This is a genomic window from Microcoleus sp. MON1_C5, assembly GCF_036701875.1.
GTDB lineage: Bacteria > Cyanobacteriota > Cyanobacteriia > Cyanobacteriales > Microcoleaceae > Microcoleus.
Window position 1 is genome coordinate 12038 of record NZ_JAUBRN010000049.1, and the last position, 21443, is coordinate 33480.

The following is a 21443-nucleotide window of genomic DNA, read 5'->3' on the forward strand; positions in this document are numbered from 1 at the left end:
AATGGTCAAGGTATTTTACATACTTATGACTTGGGCGTATAAGTCGATCGCACTTGCAACTCCTTCAACTGCTTCTCATCCACCCCAGCCGGCGCATTCGTCAGCAAACAACCAGCCTGCTGCGTCTTCGGAAACGCAATCACATCGCGAATCGATTCCTCGCCAGCCAACAGCATCACCAACCGATCCAAACCGTAAGCAATGCCTCCGTGGGGCGGAGTTCCATACTCAAACGCATCCAACAAAAAGCCAAACTTATTGTAAGCTTCCTCAGTTGATAAGCCGATCGCCTCAAACACCTTTTCCTGCACTTCCCGCTGATAAATCCGCAGAGAACCGCCGCCGATTTCTGTACCGTTTAACACCAAATCGTAAGCTTGAGCTCTCGCAGTTTTCAAATCGTTAATATCGTCAGGATGCGGCGCAGTAAACGGGTGATGCAATGCTTCCAAACGCTTCTCGTCAGCGTTCCATTCAAACATGGGGAAATCTGTCACCCACAGCAGATTCATCTTGTCTTTGTCTATCAATCCCAATTCGTTACCCACGAACAAACGCAATCTATCCAAAGTCTTATTGACAGTTGTCACATCAGCCGCTGCGAATAACAACAAATGACCGGGTTGCGCGCCCGTGCGATCGAGCAATTCCTGTTTTTGCGCTTCCGTCAAATTATCCTTAATAGCGCCGATCGTATCAATTTCGCCATTATCCCGCACGCGAATGTAAGCCAATCCCTTCGCACCCGCTTCGCTGGCTTCCTTAAACAAATCGCCGCCCGGTTTAATCCGCACGTTAGAAATCGCATCATTCCCGCCCGGAATCGGCAAGACTTTCACAATTCCGCCCGCAGCAACCGCCCCGGAAAATACCTTAAATCCCGAATCTTTCATCAAATCGGAAACATCGACTAATTCCAAACCGAAGCGAGTGTCTGGTTTGTCGCTACCATAGCGATCCATTGCTTCAGCGTAAGTCAAGCGCGGAAAAGGACGAGACAATTCTACACCTTTGACACTTTGGAAAATCTGGGAGACTAAACCTTCGTTTAATTCGATAACTTCTTCTAAAGACATGAAACTCATTTCCATGTCTAATTGTGTGAATTCCGGCTGTCTGTCGGCGCGCAAATCTTCATCGCGGAAACAGCGGGCAATTTGATAATATCTGTCCAAACCCGAAACCATTAACAATTGTTTGAACAACTGCGGCGACTGTGGCAATGCGTACCAATCGCCCAAATTGACGCGGCTGGGTACTAAATAATCTCTCGCACCTTCAGGAGTCGATCGCGTTAAAATCGGTGTTTCAACTTCAATAAAACCTCCCACATCTTCCAGGTGGCGACGCATAGCTTTGACTACTTGGTGGCGAAGCTGCAAATTGCGACTCATACGATCGCGCCGCAAGTCCAAATAGCGATATTTCAGCCGCAAATCTTCCCGCACGCTTTCATTTTCCGCCGTCGCCACCTGAAACGGTAACTGTTTGCGAACCGCATTCAACAATTCAATTTCGTCAGCATAAATTTCCACCTCACCCGTAGGCAATTTCGGGTTGAGGGAATCTGCGGGGCGGTTGGTGACTCGCCCGGTAATTTTAAGCACGTATTCGCTGCGTAAAGCCTCAGCCCCGTGATAGGAATCGGGGGTGCGTTCAGGATCGCTGACAATTTGCACGATACCCGATCGATCGCGCACATCCAGAAAAATCACCCCGCCATGATCGCGGCGGCGATCCACCCAGCCGTAAAGGGTGACAGTCTCTCCGATGTGTTCGCTTCGCAGTTCGCCGCAGTAGTAACTTCTCATAATTGGGGGTTGTGGACTAAAAATAAAGCTTTTTAATTATGCAGTATGCCTGAAACTTCTGCTGAATGCAAATGCACGCACGATCGCCATTAGCTTTGGAATTAATTCCAAAGCTAGCTAGCCTAACAACCCGCTGGGAGTTCCCAACCCCCGGCTGGCCCTTCTAGGAATCTCCGCGATCGCTGTGAGACTTGTCAAAAAACGCCGTCAGCGAGTTCCATGCAGACTTAGCCGCATCCGTCAAGCGAGTGCCGATCGACTCAATTTGCTTCACAATAACGTGCCAATTCTTTTCAGCTTCCGTGTGAATGTGGTCAACAGCTTGTTCGATGCGATCGCGTTCGATCAATTTATTTTGTTCCACCGCTTCTCGCGCTTGTCGCACTGCTTTCAAATAAGCTTCGCGACTGACTTCGCCGGCATCTTGCACCTGCGCTTGCGCCCGCGTTTTAATCGCATCCACCACCAGCCAATTTTTCTCAGTTTCTTTTTTAATCAGCCTGACTGCTGCTGTGACTCTCTCGTGGGCGAGATCCTTATTTTCTTCGATCGCTGCGGAGGCCTTATTCACAGCTTTTAAATAAGCTTCGCGGGTGAGTTCGCCCGCTGCTTGCACTTCGGCGGTGGCGCGTTTTTTAATTGCTTCAAACAGCGCCGCAGTTTCTGCGATCGCCTCATCAGTCGCGTCGGGCATCTCTTTTTTGACGATCGCCGTCGTTTCGAGAGTTGCCTCTAAAATTGGTTCCTCGGTTACTTTTGGATCTGTCATATCAATCTTCTCCTGTGGTAGTAAACATTTTCAAAAAATCTCACACTTCCTGGATGCAGACTTTGTAGGTGTAGCGCCCGAAGGAATTGTGGTCTTTTATACCGACTTTGTAGGTTTAGCGCCAGAAGGAATTCTGGCGTTTAATAAGAACTAGGCAATTCTTGTTCCAGCTTTATCAACTTTTGTATCCGCGCTTACCTAGTTGGAATGACCTCAGTTTTATTATATTATATCTACCAAAGTTGCTCTCGTGTGTAGGGTACCGCCAACTTGCAGGTACGGTTTAGCGCACTTAAATTTGTGATAAGTCTCTCTACCTCAAAACACACACACTAATAAACTTGATCTCTCAACACAATAAAACTGGTCACTTTAATAGTTTTTATTTTCCAACTGCAAATCTTCGTTTTCGTCCGTATATAACAAGTGGTGACATCTTTGAGCGTGCAATAAAGATTGAGGAAATTCGTACTGAGAGAAGAGGACTTCTTCGAGCGCAACTTTCATTTGATTGGCGCAGATATGTGGCGGTACTTTGCCCATTCCCGTACCCATGCCGGGAATAGCGATAGTTTCAATGATATGTTTGACTGGCGTTCCATCTGGGACTGAACCAAATTTTACCAGAGTCAAAATAGCGCGGGTTGCTAGATAAACATTTACTGTTTCTCTTAAAACTGTGGGAACGCGCATAATTGGTGCAGCTATTAAATAGGGAATTTCATCATGATCTGTGTCTAAAACTTCTGCCATTCCTACTAATAGTTCACCGTGATGTCGAGCCTGAATTAGTTTTTGCAAGCGTTGAAGAACCTGCCCTCCAAAATATTCCGAAATTTCTAAATCTAAGCCGTCGTCCATGAAACCAAAACTATTCCCAGGACTAACAATAGCATCGCATTTCACATCAAAGATTGAGCCGCGGTATATCTTGACATTTTCCATATTGCCGCAAGTGCTTTGCCACGCTCTAACTAAGTCATCGTCTAAGGTAGCCAGCACAATTTGCATAAATACTCTCTCTTAATTTTAATTGCGAACAGCTAGAGCGATCGCCAATTTAATCCTACAATACTTTACATAAGTCGGCTGAATTTAAAATTCCTCTCGATTTCAACTAGCAAATGTTCAATAGCTACGACATTTTTTGAACGCACACACCCTTAACCTAATACAGAGAGAGCTTTTAAGCCGGTTGCTACCCTCTCAGGTTTAGGTGTGATGATGTGTACTGCATCGTGTTTTCCGGCTGAGCGGCTAAAGTCTTCAAGCTGTTTCCCTATCTTGTTGTCAGTTTACTCTTTCTCGCTTGAACTCACGTTTAATAAATAATGCTTATGGCGCTTCAATATCGCTGTTCTCAAAAGAACGGTTGAGGATTTAAACAGCATTTGGTGCGTTTATGCTCGTACATGAGTTTGTCAGCCTTTGCCAGCAATTGTTCTAATAAAAATTCATTGTTTAAATCCCCAAACTCCACACCAAGACTTATTGATATATAAGCTCGCTCGGACTGTTGATTAAAGCGATCTATATTTTCTTGCAGCCGAGAATGGAAATTAGTAGATGGATCGCCGGAAAAGTTAGGAATAAATAAAGCAAATTCATCTCCTCCCAGTCGAGCCACAATATCCGCCTCACGAAAGGTTTGCTTCAATATTTGAGCTGCGTCAACGATTACTCTATCTCCCATTTCGTGTCCTAAAGTGTCGTTAATCTTTTTCAAACCATCTAAATCAGCGAACAAAATAAAATAGGATGTTTGCGTGCGTCGAGCAATTCTTAATTGTTGATTGGCTAGTAAAAAGAAGCCTCGTCGGTTATATAATCCAGTTAATTCATCGGTCACGGATAGCTGCCTTACTTCTGCTTCGGCTCTCAGACGTTCTTGGATTTCGTGTTCTAAACGTTGGTTTTGTTCGAGCAGTTGTTGGCGTTGCTGTTGGATGAGTAATTGATTTTTTACTCGCATCAGCACTTCCTGGTCTTGAAACGGTTTGGTAATATAGTCTACACCACCCAGTTCAAAGGCTAGTACCTTGTTTTCCACTCGTTCAAGCGCACTGATAAAAATAACTGGTATCTGAGCACTGGCTTCCGATGCTTTTAACTTTTGGCAGACTTCGTACCCATTCATCTCCGGCATATTGATGTCAAGTAAAATCAGACTCGGTGGGTCGCGATGAACACCTTGGAGTGCCATTCTGCCGTTGAGCGCTTTACGCACAATATAGCCCTGTGACTCTAGAATTTTGGCTAACAAGCGCAGATTGTCTGGGGTATCATCCACGATGAGAATATTCGTTTGGGCCGCAAGTTTGAATAAAGCTGTCATGGTCTTATTCCTAAATCTGGGTGAGAGTTGCGATCGCTTCAAGCTGAAAGTTATCGACCAGAGATGTCATCGCCGCGATGAAATCTTGTTTCTCCTTGGGAATTTGAGCAATAAGTTCATAAAGCTTATTATCACTAAGATCTAATGCTGCTTCATGAACTTCTGCAATCCACTTGGTTGGCATGGTTTTTAAGTCTGGAGTAAATATCTTTGGTGGGGAAGCTGATGAGTCTGGCGGAAGTTTTTCGGCGTAGCAGTAGCGGACGCCCAAGTGATGAGCTATTTTGTCGAAGAGTGTGTCTTCATTAAACGGCTTGGCAATGTAGTCATCGCAACCGACTTGCAGGCTGGCGATACGATCTTCTTCAAAAGCATAGGCAGTGAGGGCAATGATGCGTGTAATTTGTCTTTTGTTCTGTGATATTTGCCCTGAGTTATCTGCTGATGACTCATGACTAATGACTAATGACTGTTGCGCTCGAATCTGTCTGGTCGCTTCATAACCATCCATGACAGGCATTTGAATGTCCATCAAAATCAGGTCAGGGTGCCATGTTTGCCAACGAGCGATCGCCTCTACCCCATTTTCCACCGCACACACATCAAAGCCAACTGACTCCAGCAGCGTCACCAGCAGTTGCCGATTTTCTGGAACGTCTTCTACTACTAGAATTCGGTAGATAGGTTGCCCAGGTGCGAGCCCGATAATCCGATCGCTAATTTCAGGTTCCCTTAAATCAACGGACTCTGGTAGTTCCAAAACCACATGACAGGTAAAAGTCGAGCCTCGATTCAGGGTGCTTCGCACGGTGATATCCCCTCCCATCAGACGCGCAAACTCACGACTGATAGACAGTCCTAAACCTGTTCCCCGACCGTGACGACCGCGATTGGTTTGCATGAAAGCGTCAAAAATTGATTCTAAATCGGAGGGAGAAATGCCAGATCCGGTATCCTCAACTTCGAGACACAGGGTAATAGTTGGTTTAATATCGGGTGGATTAGTGGCGCGATCGCGAATTGTACCGGATGGCATATCATCTGATGAAAAAGCTCGTCCGCGCAGCACGATCGTTCCTGTTGTTGTAAATTTGATCGCGTTCCCCACCAGATTAATCAAGATTTGGCGAAGTTTTGCTTGATCGCCACAGACATAACGGGGGACAGTAGCATCCCACTCGCTGCTCAGATGTAACCCTTTCTCAGGCGCTTTGATGGTGAACATCTCGTTAATAGAACCTAGCAGTCGATGCAGATTAAAACAGCTTGTACTCAGTACCAATTGCCCTGCTTCAATCCTAGACATTTGCAAAACATCGTCGATCAATGTCAGCAGGTGTTCTCCACTACGGGTAATAATCCCTAAATGCTCTTGAAATTCTTCTGCGATATAGGGGCTGCGGTTCATAAGCTGGGTAAATCCCAGAATGGCGTTGAGTGGCGTTCTGAGCTCGTGGCTCATGTTGGCAAGGAACTGGCTTTTGGCACGGTTGGCTATTGCTGCCCTTTCTGCAGCGTGTTCTAGGGCAGCTTGCGAAAATTCTAACACCGCCAGCATGAGGATATGTCTCATTTCGGCGGCAGCTTCTAACTCTGCAATCTCCCACGGATAAGACATCTCCCGCACTGTCTCTTGCCACAGTTCAAAAGATTTGCGGGGACACAGGTGCATTTTTCCAATTTCGTCGATCGACACAGCATCATGTGGATTACCTGCCCAGTTTATAGTTTGAATTTGTTCGGGTCGGAACCAAAGGATATGGTATGACTTTTGTTTGGTGTAGGATAGAAAGATTGAGATTGCTAAAACACCGCTAGCTCGATCTTTGAATTGCTTCGCTTGGGGATACAACTGAGACAAAGAAGCGGTTGCAAACACTCGTTCTTTGTTTTGTTGCAGCAACCACTCCATGAGAGCGCCAACCTCAGCTTCAGATGGTGTTTTACCCACCAATGTCAGACCGCCATCGAGCAGAATTGCAGCTCCCTGAGCATGAACTAAATCTAGCAGTTGAGAAGCATTTTCGGTCAATACCTGTTCGATAAAATTAGAATCTCGCCGGAATGCCTGCTGAAGTTGATCCTGAATATTTTTCGCCTGCGATCGGTAAACGTTCAATTCTCGCTCTTGCTGATGTACCAGTTCGATCGAGGCAAATTGTCCTAAAAATTCACAGGTTTTGCGAGTTTCGTAATCTACCAATCGCGGGCTGTAATGGTGACAGGCAATTAATCCCCAGAGGCGCCGATCGTCAATTAACGAAATCGTCAGTGTCCCAGCAACTCCCATATTCTGCAAATATTCAATGTGGTAGGGAGATACTCCCCTTAACACACAAGCACTTAGATCCTGGGGTGTATTGGTTAGGGGATGGTTGGTAGGAATTAGGCGGGCCGGAGTGTAATTGATATTGGGAATTTGGCGTATCCAATTGCGGTAAAACAATTGGCGGGCGGGTACGGGAATATCGATCGCCGGGTAATGCAATCCCAGGTAGCTTTCTAGATAGCTTTCTTTCTCTTCAGCAATCACCACCCCATGCTCATCTGCTTCAAAACGATAGATCATCACGCGATCGAACCCGGTCAGGGCTTTCACTTCTCTAGCAATGGTTTGAGCTAAATCCGAAATATCGATCGCACTGCGAAAGTTGAGGATAACTGCTTGCAGACGCTGATAAAAATTGATTGAACGATCATTTTCAATAGTCAATTGGGGTTCTAGCTCCAGAATCAACTCATCTGGTAGTTGATTCAGTGTGCTTCTAAATGTTTGAATTTTGCCATCTTTTAGAGGTATTTTTATATCAAAAGTATTATGAATGTTGAGTTGTTCTTCATTGAGATGCCTGACAATTTCTTGTACTCGATCGTGACCCCATAAATCTGGCAATGGCTGACCTAGCAATTCTTGGGCAGAAATGCCAAAAAACTCTTCTACATTTTCGCTAGCTTGTAAAATATTGAGGCTGTTTCCTTGCATCAATAAAACGATTCCGTGGGGCTGAATATGACCGGGAGCATACACGGATTCTTCAGTGCATTCCTCTAAATTTGTTAAACTTAAAGGAGTGATTTGGGAAGATTTGGTAATTTTATGAGGCATTTTAGAGCAGTAATTTTCAATATAAATTAAGGAGGTTTTGTTCAAAAATCACGAATAACTAGATTGTATTCTTGTGTGCTGTTCCTAATTCCCTAGTCCTAATCAAACGTTTAACTGCACAACAGCTTATAAATCCAATGGAGGAATTCCACTGGGGAAATTACCTTGAATTAGATTAATGATTTTCTCAAATTGATACTGGTTGGCGAGTTCCGTCAGATGAGTACCGAATTGAGCGAGGTCTGAGGAAAGTTGAGCTACCAGTTCAATGATCGCAACATCATCCCCACATAAAGCAGCATCTTCCAACTGAACCACCCATACTTTTGGTAATGTCGCCAGAAGCGTTGGATCGAGGGAATGTGAAACCCCAGGGGAAACAGAACAGAGGTAAGAAGGAAAACAATCTGTTCCCCGTTCCCCCTTTTCTGTTTCCTCTTCCTCATATACATACTCTAAACTTAGGTATTCCGCCATCTTAAGAAATAGGGTCTGTTCCCGGAAGGGCTTGCTGATGTAGTCGTTGCAGCCAGCAGCTAAGGCGAGGGCGCGATCGCTCTGCGACGCCTGGGCCGTAAGTGCAATAATGATACTGTTGTGTCCGTCTTCCATTGCCCGAATTTGCTTCGTAGCCTCGTATCCATCTAACACGGGCATCCGAATGTCCATCCAGGTTAGGTCGGGTTGCCATTGTTGCCAAATCTGCACCGCTTGCTGTCCGTTGGTAGCTTCTTTTACCTCTAATCCTAATTGTGTCAGTAATCTGACCATTAGCAAGCGATTTTCTGCTTGATCGTCAACCACCAAAATGCGATGATCCAGTTGACTCGGAGCCAGCCCAATCACAAGGCGATTATTCTCTTCGGGTGTAACGTTAACTCCACTGATGGGGCTGACGGGAATGGTAAAGGTGAAGGTACTCCCCTGTCCCACAGTGCTGCTGACAGAAATTTTTCCGCCCATGAGTTCCAACAATTTGCGGCTGATGGTTAGACCTAACCCGGTACCGCCGATCGATCGCTTCCCAGCTTGGGCTTGCACAAACGCATCGAAGATAGTATTGAGTTCGACCGATGCAATCCCTACACCTGTGTCAGCGACTACAAACTGGAGAATCGGCCGAGTTGTGGTTAATGCCCCTGTACCGTCCGCCTTAATGCTGACTTGCAAACTAATGCTTCCGCGATCGGTAAATTTGATGGCATTACTCAGCAGATTGAGCAAAACTTGGCGCAGTTTTTGAGCATCGGCAATAATAAATTGGGGAACTTCTGGCGCAATCTCGAAACAAAGGTCAAGTCCTTTAGAACTTGCTCGTTCCGCCAACATATTTCGGAGGGAATGCAGCAGCGAAATTAAGTCAAATCCGCTTTCTTCAACTGTGAAGTGTCCCGATTCAATTTTGGAAAGATCTAACACATCGTTAATCAAACTCAAGAGGTGTTCCCCACTCCGCCGAATTGTTTGCAGGTCTTCTTTTTGCTTGCAAGTTAAAGAGGGGTCATGGGTCATCACCTGGGCAAATCCTAGAATTACGTTGAGAGGAGTGCGTAATTCATGGCTCATATTGGCTAGGAAGGTACTTTTTGCCAAGTTCGCGGCTTCTGCTGCTTCCATTGCGTGCAGCAGTGCCAGTTCTTTCCGTTTGCGATTGCTGATGTCTTTGTGCGTTCCAATCATTCGTAAAGGCTTACCATCTTCATTGTAGGCAACGACTTTCCCGTAGTTAGCGATCCACTTCCACTCACCTGACTTGCAACGCACACGATAGTCAAAGGCATACTTAACTGAGCTATCTTGCAAGTGACTATTCAGAGACTCCAAAACCCAGAATTTATCATCAGGATGAATGATCTGGTTCCAGACGTTCACATCCATCACCAATTCACCCGGCTTGTAACCCAGCATTTCCTGGTAGTAGGAATTAATGTAAACTTCTCCAGTTTCAATTTTCCAATCCCATAGTCCATCTCCAGAGGCTTCTAGTGCCAGCATTAAGCGTTCCTCACTCCGTTGTAAAGCGGTTTCCGCTTGATGCTGTCGCGTCACATCGATCGCCACACCACCTACTAGCATTTGCCCTGATAAGTCGGGGATGAGAAATTTGTAAACCAGAAACTCACCCAGGGTTCCATCTCGACGGGACGCAATCTCAATCGTTTCCATTAGCTCGTTGGTTTGAGCAACCGTTTGGATATTGTCTAAAAATTGTTGGGCAATGGCGACGGGGTAAAGTTCAAAAATGGATTTTCCAATCAGATCCTCAGTGGGTAACTCGAAGGTATTGAGATAAGTCTGGCTGGCATAGAGCATTACACCATTTCCATCGGTAATCCAGGCAGGGGCAGGGCTGTGATTCATGAAGGCTTGGAAGCGAGTTTCACTCTCTCGGAGTGCCTGTTCTGCTTGTTGGCGTTCCGCTTCGTTCCGTTTGCGATCGCTGATATCCCGGCAAATACAGAAGTGCATCATCTGACCTTCTAATTCCACCCGGCTCCAGCTAATTTCCACGTCATACTCCGAACCATCCTTACGCCGATGTCGCGTCTCAAACAGAGGAAGATTTTTCTCTTTTCTTAACATAACTTGTAGTTCTTCCTTCGTCCATTGAGCATCCCAATCAAAGACATTAAGATTCATTGTTTCTTCCAGGGTGTAGCCCAGCATCCGCGCAAAACTCGGGCTAAAATCGACTATTTTTCCGAGCCGATCCATGATAACAACACCGTCCAGGGAAGTGTTGAAAAAGCCTTTACTTCGCCGAAGTTCCTGTTCGAGTGCAACTTCGGCTTTTTTGCGATCGCTAATATCTTTCATGAAGCAGTAATGCCCCAAAAATTGCTGCTGTTCGTCGTAAGTTGAAATCATCACCATTTGTTTGTAAAAAACCGAACCGTCTTTACGAATTCCTTTCATTTCAACTTCCACTCTGCCCTCTTTCACCATCGGCCAATAGAGGGTAATCAGTTTTTTCAATTCGTCGGGATGTATCGTATTTTCCCAGGACATCCCGATCATTTCTTCTGGCTGATAGCCTGTCATGTCAGCATAAGCTTTATTCACATAGAGATAACGCCCTTGTATATCCAGTTTGGAAATGCCGGACACCGCATTTTTCATCACCTCACTCATTTCTCTAAGCTCTGCTTCTGCGTGTTTGCGATCGGTGATATCTTCTGAAAAACAAAGTAGGTACTGGGGCTGATGCTGCTCGTCGTAAATGGGAATCTTCACAGTATGCAGCCAACGTTGACCCAGACTATGACTGTCAATAACTTCTTCGAGAATATCCTCAGTTTTACCTTTCTCAAAGGCTTCTCTATCCTTTTGGTCAAAAAATATAGCCTGTTCTATTGGGAAAAAATCATAACAGCTTTTGCCGATCGCTTGTTCGGATGAGATGCCAAATAACCGTTCGCTGGTTTTATTCCAAAACTGAAATCTGCCAAATCGTTTAGGCTCTGCGTCCTTAACAAAAATTGCCACCGGTAGATGATCCAACAGTGCTTGTAAGAAATTGCGAGTTGTTTGGATTTCCTGCTCTACTTTTTTGCGCTTAGTAATATCAATAAAGGTAACTACAACTTGTGTAATTTGACCATTTTTATCGATCTCGGGGTAGGCATTAACTAATACCCAAACACAACTATCAATGTCTTTTTTAATTCCTAATAGATAATTTTTTCGGGAACTTCCAGTGGATAAAACCTGATTGACCGGATATTCCTGTAGGGGCAGAACGCTGCCATCTTCCCGCACAAAATGCCAGGCCGGAGATATCGCGGTTTTTCCCAGCATTTGATCCATTGAAAGCCCTAGTAATTCACCGGCCGTTTCATTACATAATTGGATGCTGGTATCTGTCGCATGAATCACAAAACCCGCATTTAAGTTATCGATCAATTGCCGATATCTGGCTTCGCTTACCTGTAAAGCAACTTCAGCTTGCTTGCGCTCCGTAATGTCGCTGTGAGAGCCAGCCATCCGAATTACCTTACCTGCATTATCCCAAAGTGCCTGACCGCGATCGAGAATCCATTTGTAGGAACCATCTTTGCAGCGAATACGATGTTCTGTGAGATAGAAAGGAGTTTTCTTGGCAAAATGGTCTTGAACGGCTTGCATTACCCATCCCAAATCATCGGGATGTACCCGATTTCTCCATTCATCTACACTATTTTGAATTTCCTTCTCTTCATAGCCCAAGATTTCCTTCGAGCGACTAGAGAAGAAGACTTCGTTGGTTTGAACATTCCAATCCCAAATGCCGTCGTTATTACCGCGTACAGCCAGTTCCCAGCGTTCTTCACTTTGACGTAGTGCTGCTTCTGCTTGTTTGCGGTCAGCAATATTCCGAGCAATCTTTGAGGCTCCAATGATATTCCCTGTTTTATCTTTAATGGGGGAGACACTCATCGAGACATCGATTAATGTTCCATCTTTCCTCAGCCTCTTTGTATCGTAGTGTTCGATGCGTTCTCCTCGCTGGATTTTGGTGAGAACTTCGTTTTCCTCATCTCGATAGTCTGCGGGAATCAGTTTTGTCCCTGATTGCCCTACTATTTCGACGGCTGTATAGCCAAAAATTGTTTCTGCTCCTACATTCCAACTTGTAACTACACCCTCTAAATCTTTACTGAGAATGGCATCTTCCGAAGATTCAACGATCGCAGCTAGTCGAGCGATCGCCATTTCTGCCTGTTGTCGCTGGTGAATTTCCCATTGCAACTGGCGATTGGCTTTTTTGAATTTATCGACTTCGGAATAACTAACTTGTGCGAGATACACGACCAACATAAGCAACCCAACTAAAATCAAGCCACCTATTAACACAACTCTTGGTAAATAAAATTTTCCTTCTAGGAACTCTAAAGTTGGATAAACATCTATTCGCCAGTCTACACTATAGGCTTTTACTACAACTGTTTTAGGCTGTAAATAGTGAGATAAAATCTCTTGACCGTAGATCAAATCTGTGCCAGCATAGATAGCCACATTGTACCCGTGTGACACTTTTAAAATACTGTCAAATAGAGTTTGAAACTGAAAAATTCCGACAATAAACCCCTCAAATTGGTTCCCTACAAATAAAGGAAAACTTGCTATAAACCCTTCACCCCCTTGAACAAGTGAAATATTGCGACTTAAGATAGGTTGACGCAAATCACGAGCTACTTGCAAAGTAATTTTGCAACGCAGTTCCCGATTAAAATCTAGGTTTTGCGCTGCCTCATTCCCTGCCAGGGGCGCAACCCATCGCACTTTAAATGATGGATCGACTAATGCGATCGCCTGATAACCGTAGAAATCCTTTACATAAGCCTCAGCATCGGCTTCCCAAAGAGCCTTTGGTGTACCGCCATTAGCTTCCCAGCGATTCGCCATTTGCCGAAGTGTCAACACCCGAATTGATAATCCTTCGCTCAGTTGTGACTGAATCGCATTGGCTTCCTGCTGAATTAACTGCTCGATGTGGATTTGTCCGTTGATGGTTAGCTGTTGCCACGTAAATAAAACAGCAACAGAGGCCACCACACCCAGCAAAAGAGGTAGCAATCGTTTAAGTGGTGTTTGGCCTAAACTTATAATTACGTTGCGTCGAGGGATTACCATAAATTAAGCGAGAAATGAATAGAGATCTCTTCAATTTTTTGGGATATACTTGGGTAATTTAATGATGCAATAAAACTAAGGTTTTACCTGAAATCCAGTTAATAATAAGGCCATCTCTAAACTTTATACCCCCTAAGTTGAGCTGTTAAATTGCATCGGTAAAGAATGTTGTTTCTTAACCCCTAGCCCTTTAACTATATTTATATAGGGCGATGAGCTAGATCTGTTCAGATTGTAAATAGGTATTGTTTGCCAACATTGGCGACAAAACCAGTAGATTTGATGCTGGCCAACGTGACGCAGCATTTGATTCGAGCAGCAGGGGCAGTGGGTCATAAAGACCTATTTTTATAACTAAGGGTATTTCACTCTTGTTGCAAAGTGCTGTAAGCTCGCTTGAAGCAACCATAACAAGACCCGAGAGAAAAAAATAAATATTTGGTAAATAATATAAAAGGGTTAAGAAAAAGATACAAATTTAAACATTCCGTAATAAAAGTAAGAGCGCCAAGAATGTTTATCCCACAATAGGCACATTGTTACACACCTTGTAATGTCACCTCTGTTTTTTGAGAATTCTACACTATTCGGAGGCAATTTATGAAGGTATCACGGGCCGACAGTCGGGTGTAAAAGATGCGGTATGCGGAACAACCGATGCCTTCGCTAGCGACAGGATGCTGTTAGTCCCAGAAGCGCTGAGACAGGGTGTAACTCAAAGCCAATATTCTCTTAAACAGCAGCAGCCTTTAACCTGCATTTCCTACGGCATAATCTTGCCAGTAAGCGACACTGAATGGAAAGAAACAGTCAATAATTTTATTCGCAATCAAAGTTCGACGAACCTGTTGGAAAAAGTGAGCGGGCGCAATTCTCCTTTCCTACCAATGAGTGTCGCCGATCGAGATAAATGTATTTAATACCCACTCGGCTAAGCTGCTTCGCGCGCACCCGATGGAGAGGGGTAATACTAAATCCCCGTTAAAAACCCTTTGCTCCGACTCGACGATGGAAATCGCTCAAAAGTCCAACTTTCGTCCTCGCTGAGAGCGACTAAGAAACAAAGGGGTATTTAAGCCGGATTTCATATAAGCTGCGGATATTGTCAGGGCAAGTGCGATCGCCACTGCAACCAGTGGCGTCAATAGGCTCTAAACTGGATTCAGGAAGGCGCGCAGCACAGGTTTAGGAGGGTCATCAGTGACAACAGAAAAAAATTATCAATCGTCTTCTCTACCCACCTACGCGCGAAAAGAACTCCGGGAATTAGTTCGATCGCAGTTAAGGGCCCTGTTGGAAGAAGGAGACTTTAAAGGAGCAAAAGCGATTTTGCACCCGGTGCAGGAAGCAGACATAGCTGAAGCTATCGAAGGTCTGCCAGAAACCATGCAAGTAATAGCTTTCCGCTTGCTTTCCAAAGACGAAGCCATCGCAGTTTACGAATATCTCGACTCCAGCGTTCAGCAGTCCCTCTGCGAAAAATTCAAACGCCAAGAAGTCATTGATATTGTAGACAAAATGTCCCCGGACGATCGAGCTAAACTGTTTGACGAACTGCCGGCAATATTAGTCCGTCGCCTGTTGGGGGAATTGAGCCCGACGGAACGCGAAGCTACGGCTCAACTTTTGGGTTACGAAGCCAGTACCGCCGGTCGGATCATGACCCCGGAATATATTTCTCTGAAAGAAAGCTTTACCGTCGCCCAAGCTTTAGACCGAATTCGCTCTTTGGCTAGAACTACCGAAACAATTTATTCTCTTTACGTCACCGACGCCGGACGCAGCTTGACTGGCATTTTATCCTTGCGGGATTTAGTCACTTCGCCCCTCGACAAAACTGTCGGCGAAATTATGACCCGCGACGTAGTTTCTGTTCAAACAGGAACGGATCAAGAAGAAGTAGCTAGGCTGATCCAGCGTTACGATTTTTTAGCTGTGCCCGTTGTAGACCGCGAACAGCGGCTGGTCGGCATCATTACAGTTGACGACGCGATCGACATCTTAGAACAAGAAGCAGCCAAAGATATTTATACCTTGGGCGGCGTCCAGTCCGGCGGCGACAATTATTTTCAGACCGATTTAATTACCGTTGCCCGGAAAAGAGTCGTGTGGCTGTTTGTTCTGCTTTTAACTAATACTGTCACTGGCGCAATTATTAGAGCTCAAGAAGATATTTTGAACCAAGTAGTCGCCTTAGCAGCCTTTATTCCCCTGCTGACTGGCACTGGAGGCAATGTCGGAGCTCAGTCCTCAACTGTTGTAATTCGCGGTTTGAACACTGACGAAATTACAGCAATGGGCCCGTTTCAAGTAATTGTTCGGGAGGGGATGGCGGGAGCGCTGCTAGGAGGTATATTGGGGACTGTAGCGACGGGCTGGGCTTATACTCTGCAAGGGAGTTTAGCAGTGGCACTCGCGGTGGGAGTGAGTTTGTTTGCGATCGCAATTTTAGCTTCTATTGCCGGTTCAGCTCTGCCGTTTCTATTTCGTTCTTTGGGTTTAGACCCCGCTTTAATGTCTGCCCCCTTTATTACCACCGCAGTTGATGTCCTTGGGGTCTTGATTTATTTCACTTTAGCTCGACTAATTTTGCAGCTTTAATATATTTAATTACATGGCTGTCAATAAAAAACTTAATGGGTTTTTCACCATTACTCTATCCTGCGCCTGCGTGCAATTCCCTACCGGATAGTTGCGCTCGCGTACTTTATTGTTATCCGCATACTTGTACCAGTTGAAAAAAATAATGCAATTATAGGCCCACGCTCCCAACTCCAAGCTTCCTCAGTCATTCCACATCTAAAATCTAAAATCTAAAATCTAAAATGGTATTAGCCTATGTCATCATCCAATTCACCAACGAAAATCCAAAATCCCACGTCCAGCAATTTGTTAGAAACTGCTGAATTGGTTTTTCTTGCTGCCTCTGCTGTGGGATTGGCTGCTAGTTTGGTTTGGGGGCAGAGCGTTTATGCTCAAGTGCCTGTAGTGATTTCGTTGGTGTTGAATTTTGTGAACCGGCAGAAGCTGCACGGGCAAGTTAAAGCAAGTACGGCGGCCACGTTCGATCGCGTAAATCAACAAGCAGCTACTACCGATCGCGCGATCGAGGAATTGCAACTTGCTGTAAATGCTTTAGACGAAGCTGTTGCTCAAACATCTCGCGAAAATCTCAATGTTGGGCCTGGAGAAAACGTACACTCTCTCATTTCCGCAATTGAGAACCTGCGCCAGCGACTAATAATTTTAGAAAAAACTATTAAAATGATTCAAAGCGAGATCGAACTCACCAGCCGCCAATTCAAACAGCGACCGGAGTTGCAACAAGTCGAAACTTTGACAACAATAATTCTGGACTTGCAGCAGTTTATCAACGAACTGCCGCAGTGGGGCAGTTTGCAGCAGCGGCAGCTAACAGAACTTCAGCAAAAAGTAGACAATGCTTTGGCTGAGCTCTCAGAAGAAATTGCTGTGATTCCCAACCGCGTGCAAGAGGCGCTAGCTAGTCGCGGTGGGGAAATTAACCCACAGTTTGGTTCTGGTTTGAATGCCGATCAAAAGAATGGTTATCGACCTAAAACCCAGAATGAGAAAATTCGCCAGAAATATCCCAGAGCTTATGTCAAGTGGAGTCAGGATGAAGACGAAAATTTGAAGAAAGAATATGCTAGCGGTCAACAAATTGACGAATTAGCTCAGAGATTTCAGCGACAGCCTAGTGCCATTCGTTCGCGATTACAAAAATTAGGATTAATCGAATAATGGGAATGGTATAGACAAAAATGAGTAAATCTAAAATCTAAAATCTAAAATCGGCAATAACAAAGCGATCGCCCTTTTTTCAAAAGAGCGATCGCTTTGTTTCTGTATTCAGTACCGGCTGCCAACAGCGGGCCACTAACATTACATCTCCAGACTTTTTAGCCTGGGTCTACCTCATTTTAGAAATCTTGGGGTAACAAAGAACTTAAACGCTCCAACAAAGGATCGGAATTCCGAGGAGGAGCAACTTCAGCATCAGACACTACATTATCATCCGCCACAGATTCAGACTCAATCGGGCCAGGCTCTACTACTTTTGAAACTTGGGCAAAAGAAACTTGAGCAAACTTACTGTTAACAGTCCCCTGCAACTGATCCAACTGCGCGCTGAGTTGACTCAGGTGATGTTCCAGTCCCTCCAAACGGCTTAATTCCTCTGCCGAAACATTGTGCTCAAACTCAGCAAATTTGACCACAAGTTCAGCAATACGCTGTTCCAACCGCTGAAAGCTCTGTGTAGAGCTAGCAGACTCAGATACAGACAAAAACTGCCACAAAGCTTGCTTGCAGAGATTGCTGAAAGTCTGATACTTCGTGAAAGCCAACTCTTTTTCAATAGCGGCCAGCAAAGTTTGATCCGCAGCATCTTCCGTAAACGCCACCGAGAAATTCGCCTTATTTTTTGCCCACAGTGCCATAGGGTTCAAGCCTTAATGCGTTACTTTATCGTGGCTAGCTGAGCCTCAGCATAAATAAACTGTCCCAAAGCATTAGCTTTCCGGGAAGGCTGAGCCAAGTGAGCCTTAAGATTGGCGTCTTTAAGCAAAGGTTGCAAAACCTCCCAGAAAAACTCGCCGCCCCCGCCAGTCAGAACCACATCCGTCACACGTTCCGGCAGCCACTGCACCAAACGTTCGGACAGTTCGTTAGCGAAAGCCTCCCGCAAATCCTTAATAATCGGATCTAAATTAGTCGGCTTAGTCGCTCCTCTGGGACGGTAAAAACGCTGGCCCTCGGGTTTATTCACCGCTTCCAGTAAAGACAGCGATTGAGGGTCTGCTCCCGGAATCTTTGAGGCAACTTGTTCGTAGAACTTGTTCATTGCGAAGGAATCGCTCTTAGAAGCCGCCCGGGCGAACCGGAAACGATCGACCATTAACAAATCGGTAGTTTGGTGTCCGATATCAACAACAGCCACCGACAGTTCGGGCAACTCCGGCGTAAACTCCTTGTTATCTTGAGCCTCACACCAAATCAGGCTGCCGAACCCTTCCGGCATCACCCAAACGTGACTGATGTTAATATCCACCCGCTCGCCCCGGTACACCACAACGTGGGGAGAGCGCAGTTGGCTGATAATCTCTTCCTTTTCCTTCTCAAACTGATCCTGCGAATAAAACGGCAAACCCAGCACAACTGCTACTTCGCCCTTCATCTGGAAATATCCAGCACAGGAAAAGACCTTAACCAAAGCATCTACTACTTTCGACTGGTCGGCGCCACCGAGATTAGCGCCAAAATCTGCCGCCAGTTGACCGATCGCGTACCCCTTGCCCTGGTACTCCAGCCACATATCCAACAGAGGGTCTGTTGCTTTCGACTCAAAGCTGCCACCCCGCACCTTTTCCACGGGCATAGTAGCCACGTTGGCAGGGATGAAAACAACGCTACTCGGGTTGCGACTCACGCAAGCTTTAGTTGCCGTCCGACCCAAATCAGCACTAATAATCGATTTGTTAGAAGCGACTTTAGTCTGCTGGGTCAGCATAGCCGAATTAGGAACAAGCTGTCTAGTTGTCATTGAAATGTGTTACCTCACTGAGCCTCACCATTATCATGCCTTATCCCTTGACACTGCCACGCTTAAAGACAGTGGGTTTTGCGGCGATTCTTCTAACTCTACCTAGATCGGTATCGAAATCAGCACCAAACATTATATTCGGGACGATCGCCCTTACCGTAACTAACCTAACTTTTTCTGGAGCGATCGTGGTCGAAGCTCTGTTGCCTGAGAGTGCATTGTTAAGTTAAATTTAGTTAAGATTCTGAGTGTAAACTTTTGTCGCACTTCTCCGACACCGCGATCTTACCCGATCTGTCCCCCATTCAAGGCATCCGCATTTATGAAAATTTCTTGGCGAACTATACTACTTTGGACTTTACCCGCCTTAGTCATCGGCTTTTTCTTGTGGCAGGGGGCCTTTGCCCCATCCCCGGCAGAAATGAGCAAGAACACCGCCAGCACCCGCCTGAGCTACGGTCGATTCTTAGATTACTTAAACGCCGGTCGAGTGACCAGCGTTGACCTTTACGACGGAGGTCGGACGGCTATTGTCCTAGCAGTCGATCCCGAACTGGACAATCACGAGCAGCGGTGGCGGGTAGACTTGCCCTCAAATGCCCCGGAACTGGTTTCTAGGCTCAGAGACTCCAAAATCAGCTTCGACACTCACCCACTACGCAACGACGGTGCTGTCTGGGGACTTTTAGGCAATTTAGTATTTCCCCTCTTGTTAGTAGGAGGCCTGTTTTTCCTCTTCCGCCGCGGTGGCAACGTTCCCGGCGGCCCGGGCCAAGCCATGAATTTTGGCAAATCCAAAGCTCGCTTTCAAATGGAAGCTAAAACAGGCGTACTGTTCGACGACGTAGCAGGCGTTGAGGAAGCCAAAGAAGAACTACAAGAAGTAGTGACATTCCTCAAAAAACCCGAACGCTTCACCGCAGTCGGGGCGAAGATTCCCAAAGGCGTGCTGCTAGTGGGCCCTCCCGGAACAGGTAAAACCCTGCTGGCAAAAGCGATCGCAGGCGAAGCCGGCGTGCCTTTCTTCAGCATCTCCGGTTCGGAATTTGTTGAAATGTTCGTCGGTGTCGGCGCTTCCCGCGTTCGGGACTTGTTCAAGAAAGCTAAAGAAAATGCTCCTTGCATCATCTTCATCGATGAAATCGATGCAGTCGGTCGCCAACGCGGCGCCGGTATCGGCGGCGGTAACGACGAACGGGAACAAACCCTGAACCAGTTGCTGACGGAAATGGACGGTTTTGAGGGCAATACTGGCATTATCATCATTGCTGCCACCAACCGCCCCGACGTGCTCGACTCAGCGCTGCTGCGTCCGGGACGTTTTGACCGCCAAGTTACTGTAGATACGCCGGATATTAAAGGCCGCTTGGAAATTTTGGAAGTTCACGCGCGCAACAAGAAGCTGTCTGCGGAAATTTCTTTGGACGCCATCGCCCGCCGTACTCCTGGTTTTACCGGCGCTGATTTGGCTAACTTGCTCAACGAAGCGGCTATTTTAACCGCCCGCCGCCGCAAAGAAGCGATTACGATGCTCGAAGTTGACGATGCAGTCGATCGCGTGGTAGCAGGTATGGAAGGCACTCCCTTGGTGGACAGCAAGAGCAAGCGCTTGATTGCTTACCACGAAATCGGCCACGCGATCGTCGGTACAATCATTCAAGCCCACGATCCAGTTCAAAAAGTTACCTTAGTTCCTCGCGGACAGGCCCGCGGCTTGACTTGGTTCATGCCCAGCGAAGACCAAGGTTTGATTTCTCGATCGCAAATTTTAGCCCGGATTAGCGGTGCTTTAGGTGGCCGCGCAGCCGAAGAAGTAGTTTTCGGCGATGCCGAAGTAACTACCGGTGCCGGCAACGACTTGCAGCAAGTAAGCGGCATGGCGCGGCAAATGGTGACTCGCTACGGGATGTCTACCTTGGGCCCGATCGCCCTGGAAGCTCAACAAAGCGAAATTTTCCTCGGCCGCGACTACACAGCGCGATCGGAATATTCCGAAGAAATAGCCTCTCGGATTGACGGACAAGTTCGATCGATTGTCGATCATTGCTACGAAGACGCCCGCCGAATTATTCGCGAAAATCGCACCGTGATCGATCGCTTAGTCGATTTGTTGATCGAAAAAGAAACCATCGACGGCGAAGAGTTGCGCCTAATCGTCTCTGAATACACTTTTGTTCCTGAAAAAGAACAATACGTTCCTCAGCTTTAAGACTTGTTTAAAGATTACGGACACGGCATTGCCGTGT

Annotated in this window: 12 protein-coding genes; 4 read left to right on the forward strand and 8 right to left on the reverse strand. The window is 46.0% G+C overall.

Annotated elements, in window-relative coordinates:
* Positions 1-23: 23 nt before the first annotated feature.
* From aspS to QUA71_RS21345, 6 genes are all read right to left on the reverse strand, one after another.
* Positions 24-1811: an aspartate--tRNA ligase gene (gene aspS / locus QUA71_RS21320; RefSeq protein ID WP_333288029.1), complete on the reverse strand. Its 1788-nt coding sequence runs from the start codon at positions 1809-1811 to the stop codon at positions 24-26.
* 163 nt (positions 1812-1974) lie between these two features.
* Positions 1975-2580, reverse strand: a complete 606-nt coding sequence (locus tag QUA71_RS21325) for a hypothetical protein (protein WP_333288031.1) — start codon at positions 2578-2580, stop codon at positions 1975-1977.
* Between the two features lie 372 nt (positions 2581-2952).
* On the reverse strand, positions 2953-3591 hold the full coding sequence (locus tag QUA71_RS21330; RefSeq protein ID WP_333288033.1) for a macro domain-containing protein: 639 nt from the start codon (positions 3589-3591) through the stop codon (positions 2953-2955).
* Positions 3592-3940: 349 nt separating this feature from the next.
* Positions 3941-4915, reverse strand: a complete 975-nt coding sequence (locus QUA71_RS21335) for a diguanylate cyclase (protein ID WP_333288035.1) — start codon at positions 4913-4915, stop codon at positions 3941-3943.
* Between the two features lie 10 nt (positions 4916-4925).
* Positions 4926-8021, reverse strand: a complete 3096-nt coding sequence (locus QUA71_RS21340) for a response regulator (protein ID WP_333288037.1) — start codon at positions 8019-8021, stop codon at positions 4926-4928.
* 126 nt (positions 8022-8147) lie between these two features.
* Positions 8148-13634, reverse strand: coding sequence for a PAS domain S-box protein (locus QUA71_RS21345; protein ID WP_333288040.1), 5487 nt, complete (start codon positions 13632-13634; stop codon positions 8148-8150).
* Between the two features lie 569 nt (positions 13635-14203).
* On the opposite strand from QUA71_RS21345, the gene QUA71_RS21350 reads away from it, so the two are divergent.
* The 3 genes from QUA71_RS21350 (at position 14204) to QUA71_RS21360 (ending at position 17396) form a co-directional block, all read left to right on the forward strand.
* Entirely contained in the window at positions 14204-14554 is a 351-nt protein-coding gene (locus tag QUA71_RS21350) for a hypothetical protein (protein ID WP_333288042.1), read from the forward strand.
* Positions 14555-14834: 280 nt separating this feature from the next.
* On the forward strand, positions 14835-16235 hold the full coding sequence (mgtE, locus tag QUA71_RS21355; RefSeq protein WP_190655688.1) for a magnesium transporter: 1401 nt from the start codon (positions 14835-14837) through the stop codon (positions 16233-16235).
* A gap of 237 nt (positions 16236-16472) precedes the next feature.
* On the forward strand, positions 16473-17396 hold the full coding sequence (locus QUA71_RS21360; RefSeq protein ID WP_333288044.1) for a hypothetical protein: 924 nt from the start codon (positions 16473-16475) through the stop codon (positions 17394-17396).
* A 179-nt stretch (positions 17397-17575) separates the two neighbouring features.
* Here the strand turns inward: QUA71_RS21360 and QUA71_RS21365 are convergent, their stop codons facing one another.
* Together QUA71_RS21365 and QUA71_RS21370 are read right to left on the reverse strand one after the other, a co-directional pair.
* A complete protein-coding gene (locus tag QUA71_RS21365) occupies positions 17576-18094 on the reverse strand; it encodes a hypothetical protein (protein WP_190655684.1) in 519 nt (172 codons plus the stop codon).
* Between the two features lie 20 nt (positions 18095-18114).
* On the reverse strand, positions 18115-19197 hold the full coding sequence (locus tag QUA71_RS21370; protein WP_190655682.1) for a ParM/StbA family protein: 1083 nt from the start codon (positions 19195-19197) through the stop codon (positions 18115-18117).
* A 322-nt stretch (positions 19198-19519) separates the two neighbouring features.
* On the opposite strand from QUA71_RS21370, the gene ftsH2 reads away from it, so the two are divergent.
* Positions 19520-21406 carry an ATP-dependent zinc metalloprotease FtsH2 gene (ftsH2, locus tag QUA71_RS21375; RefSeq protein ID WP_333288047.1) on the forward strand — a complete coding sequence of 629 codons (1887 nt, stop codon included), beginning with the start codon at positions 19520-19522 and terminating at the stop codon, positions 21404-21406.
* Positions 21407-21443: the final 37 nt, after the last annotated feature.

Bases quoted from the DNA above. Each gene is read 5' to 3' on its own strand.
- aspS (WP_333288029.1), bottom strand. From the start codon at position 1,811: ATGAGAAGTTACTACTGCGGCGAACTGCGAAGCGAACACATCGGAGAG.
- QUA71_RS21325 (WP_333288031.1), bottom strand. From the start codon at position 2,580: ATGACAGATCCAAAAGTAACCGAGGAACCAATTTTAGAGGCAACTCTC.
- QUA71_RS21330 (WP_333288033.1), bottom strand. From the start codon at position 3,591: ATGCAAATTGTGCTGGCTACCTTAGACGATGACTTAGTTAGAGCGTGG.
- QUA71_RS21335 (WP_333288035.1), bottom strand. From the start codon at position 4,915: ATGACAGCTTTATTCAAACTTGCGGCCCAAACGAATATTCTCATCGTG.
- QUA71_RS21340 (WP_333288037.1), bottom strand. From the start codon at position 8,021: ATGCCTCATAAAATTACCAAATCTTCCCAAATCACTCCTTTAAGTTTA.
- QUA71_RS21345 (WP_333288040.1), bottom strand. From the start codon at position 13,634: ATGGTAATCCCTCGACGCAACGTAATTATAAGTTTAGGCCAAACACCA.
- QUA71_RS21360 (WP_333288044.1), top strand. From the start codon at position 16,473: ATGTCATCATCCAATTCACCAACGAAAATCCAAAATCCCACGTCCAGC.
- QUA71_RS21365 (WP_190655684.1), bottom strand. From the start codon at position 18,094: ATGGCACTGTGGGCAAAAAATAAGGCGAATTTCTCGGTGGCGTTTACG.
- QUA71_RS21370 (WP_190655682.1), bottom strand. From the start codon at position 19,197: ATGACAACTAGACAGCTTGTTCCTAATTCGGCTATGCTGACCCAGCAG.
- ftsH2 (WP_333288047.1), top strand. From the start codon at position 19,520: ATGAAAATTTCTTGGCGAACTATACTACTTTGGACTTTACCCGCCTTA.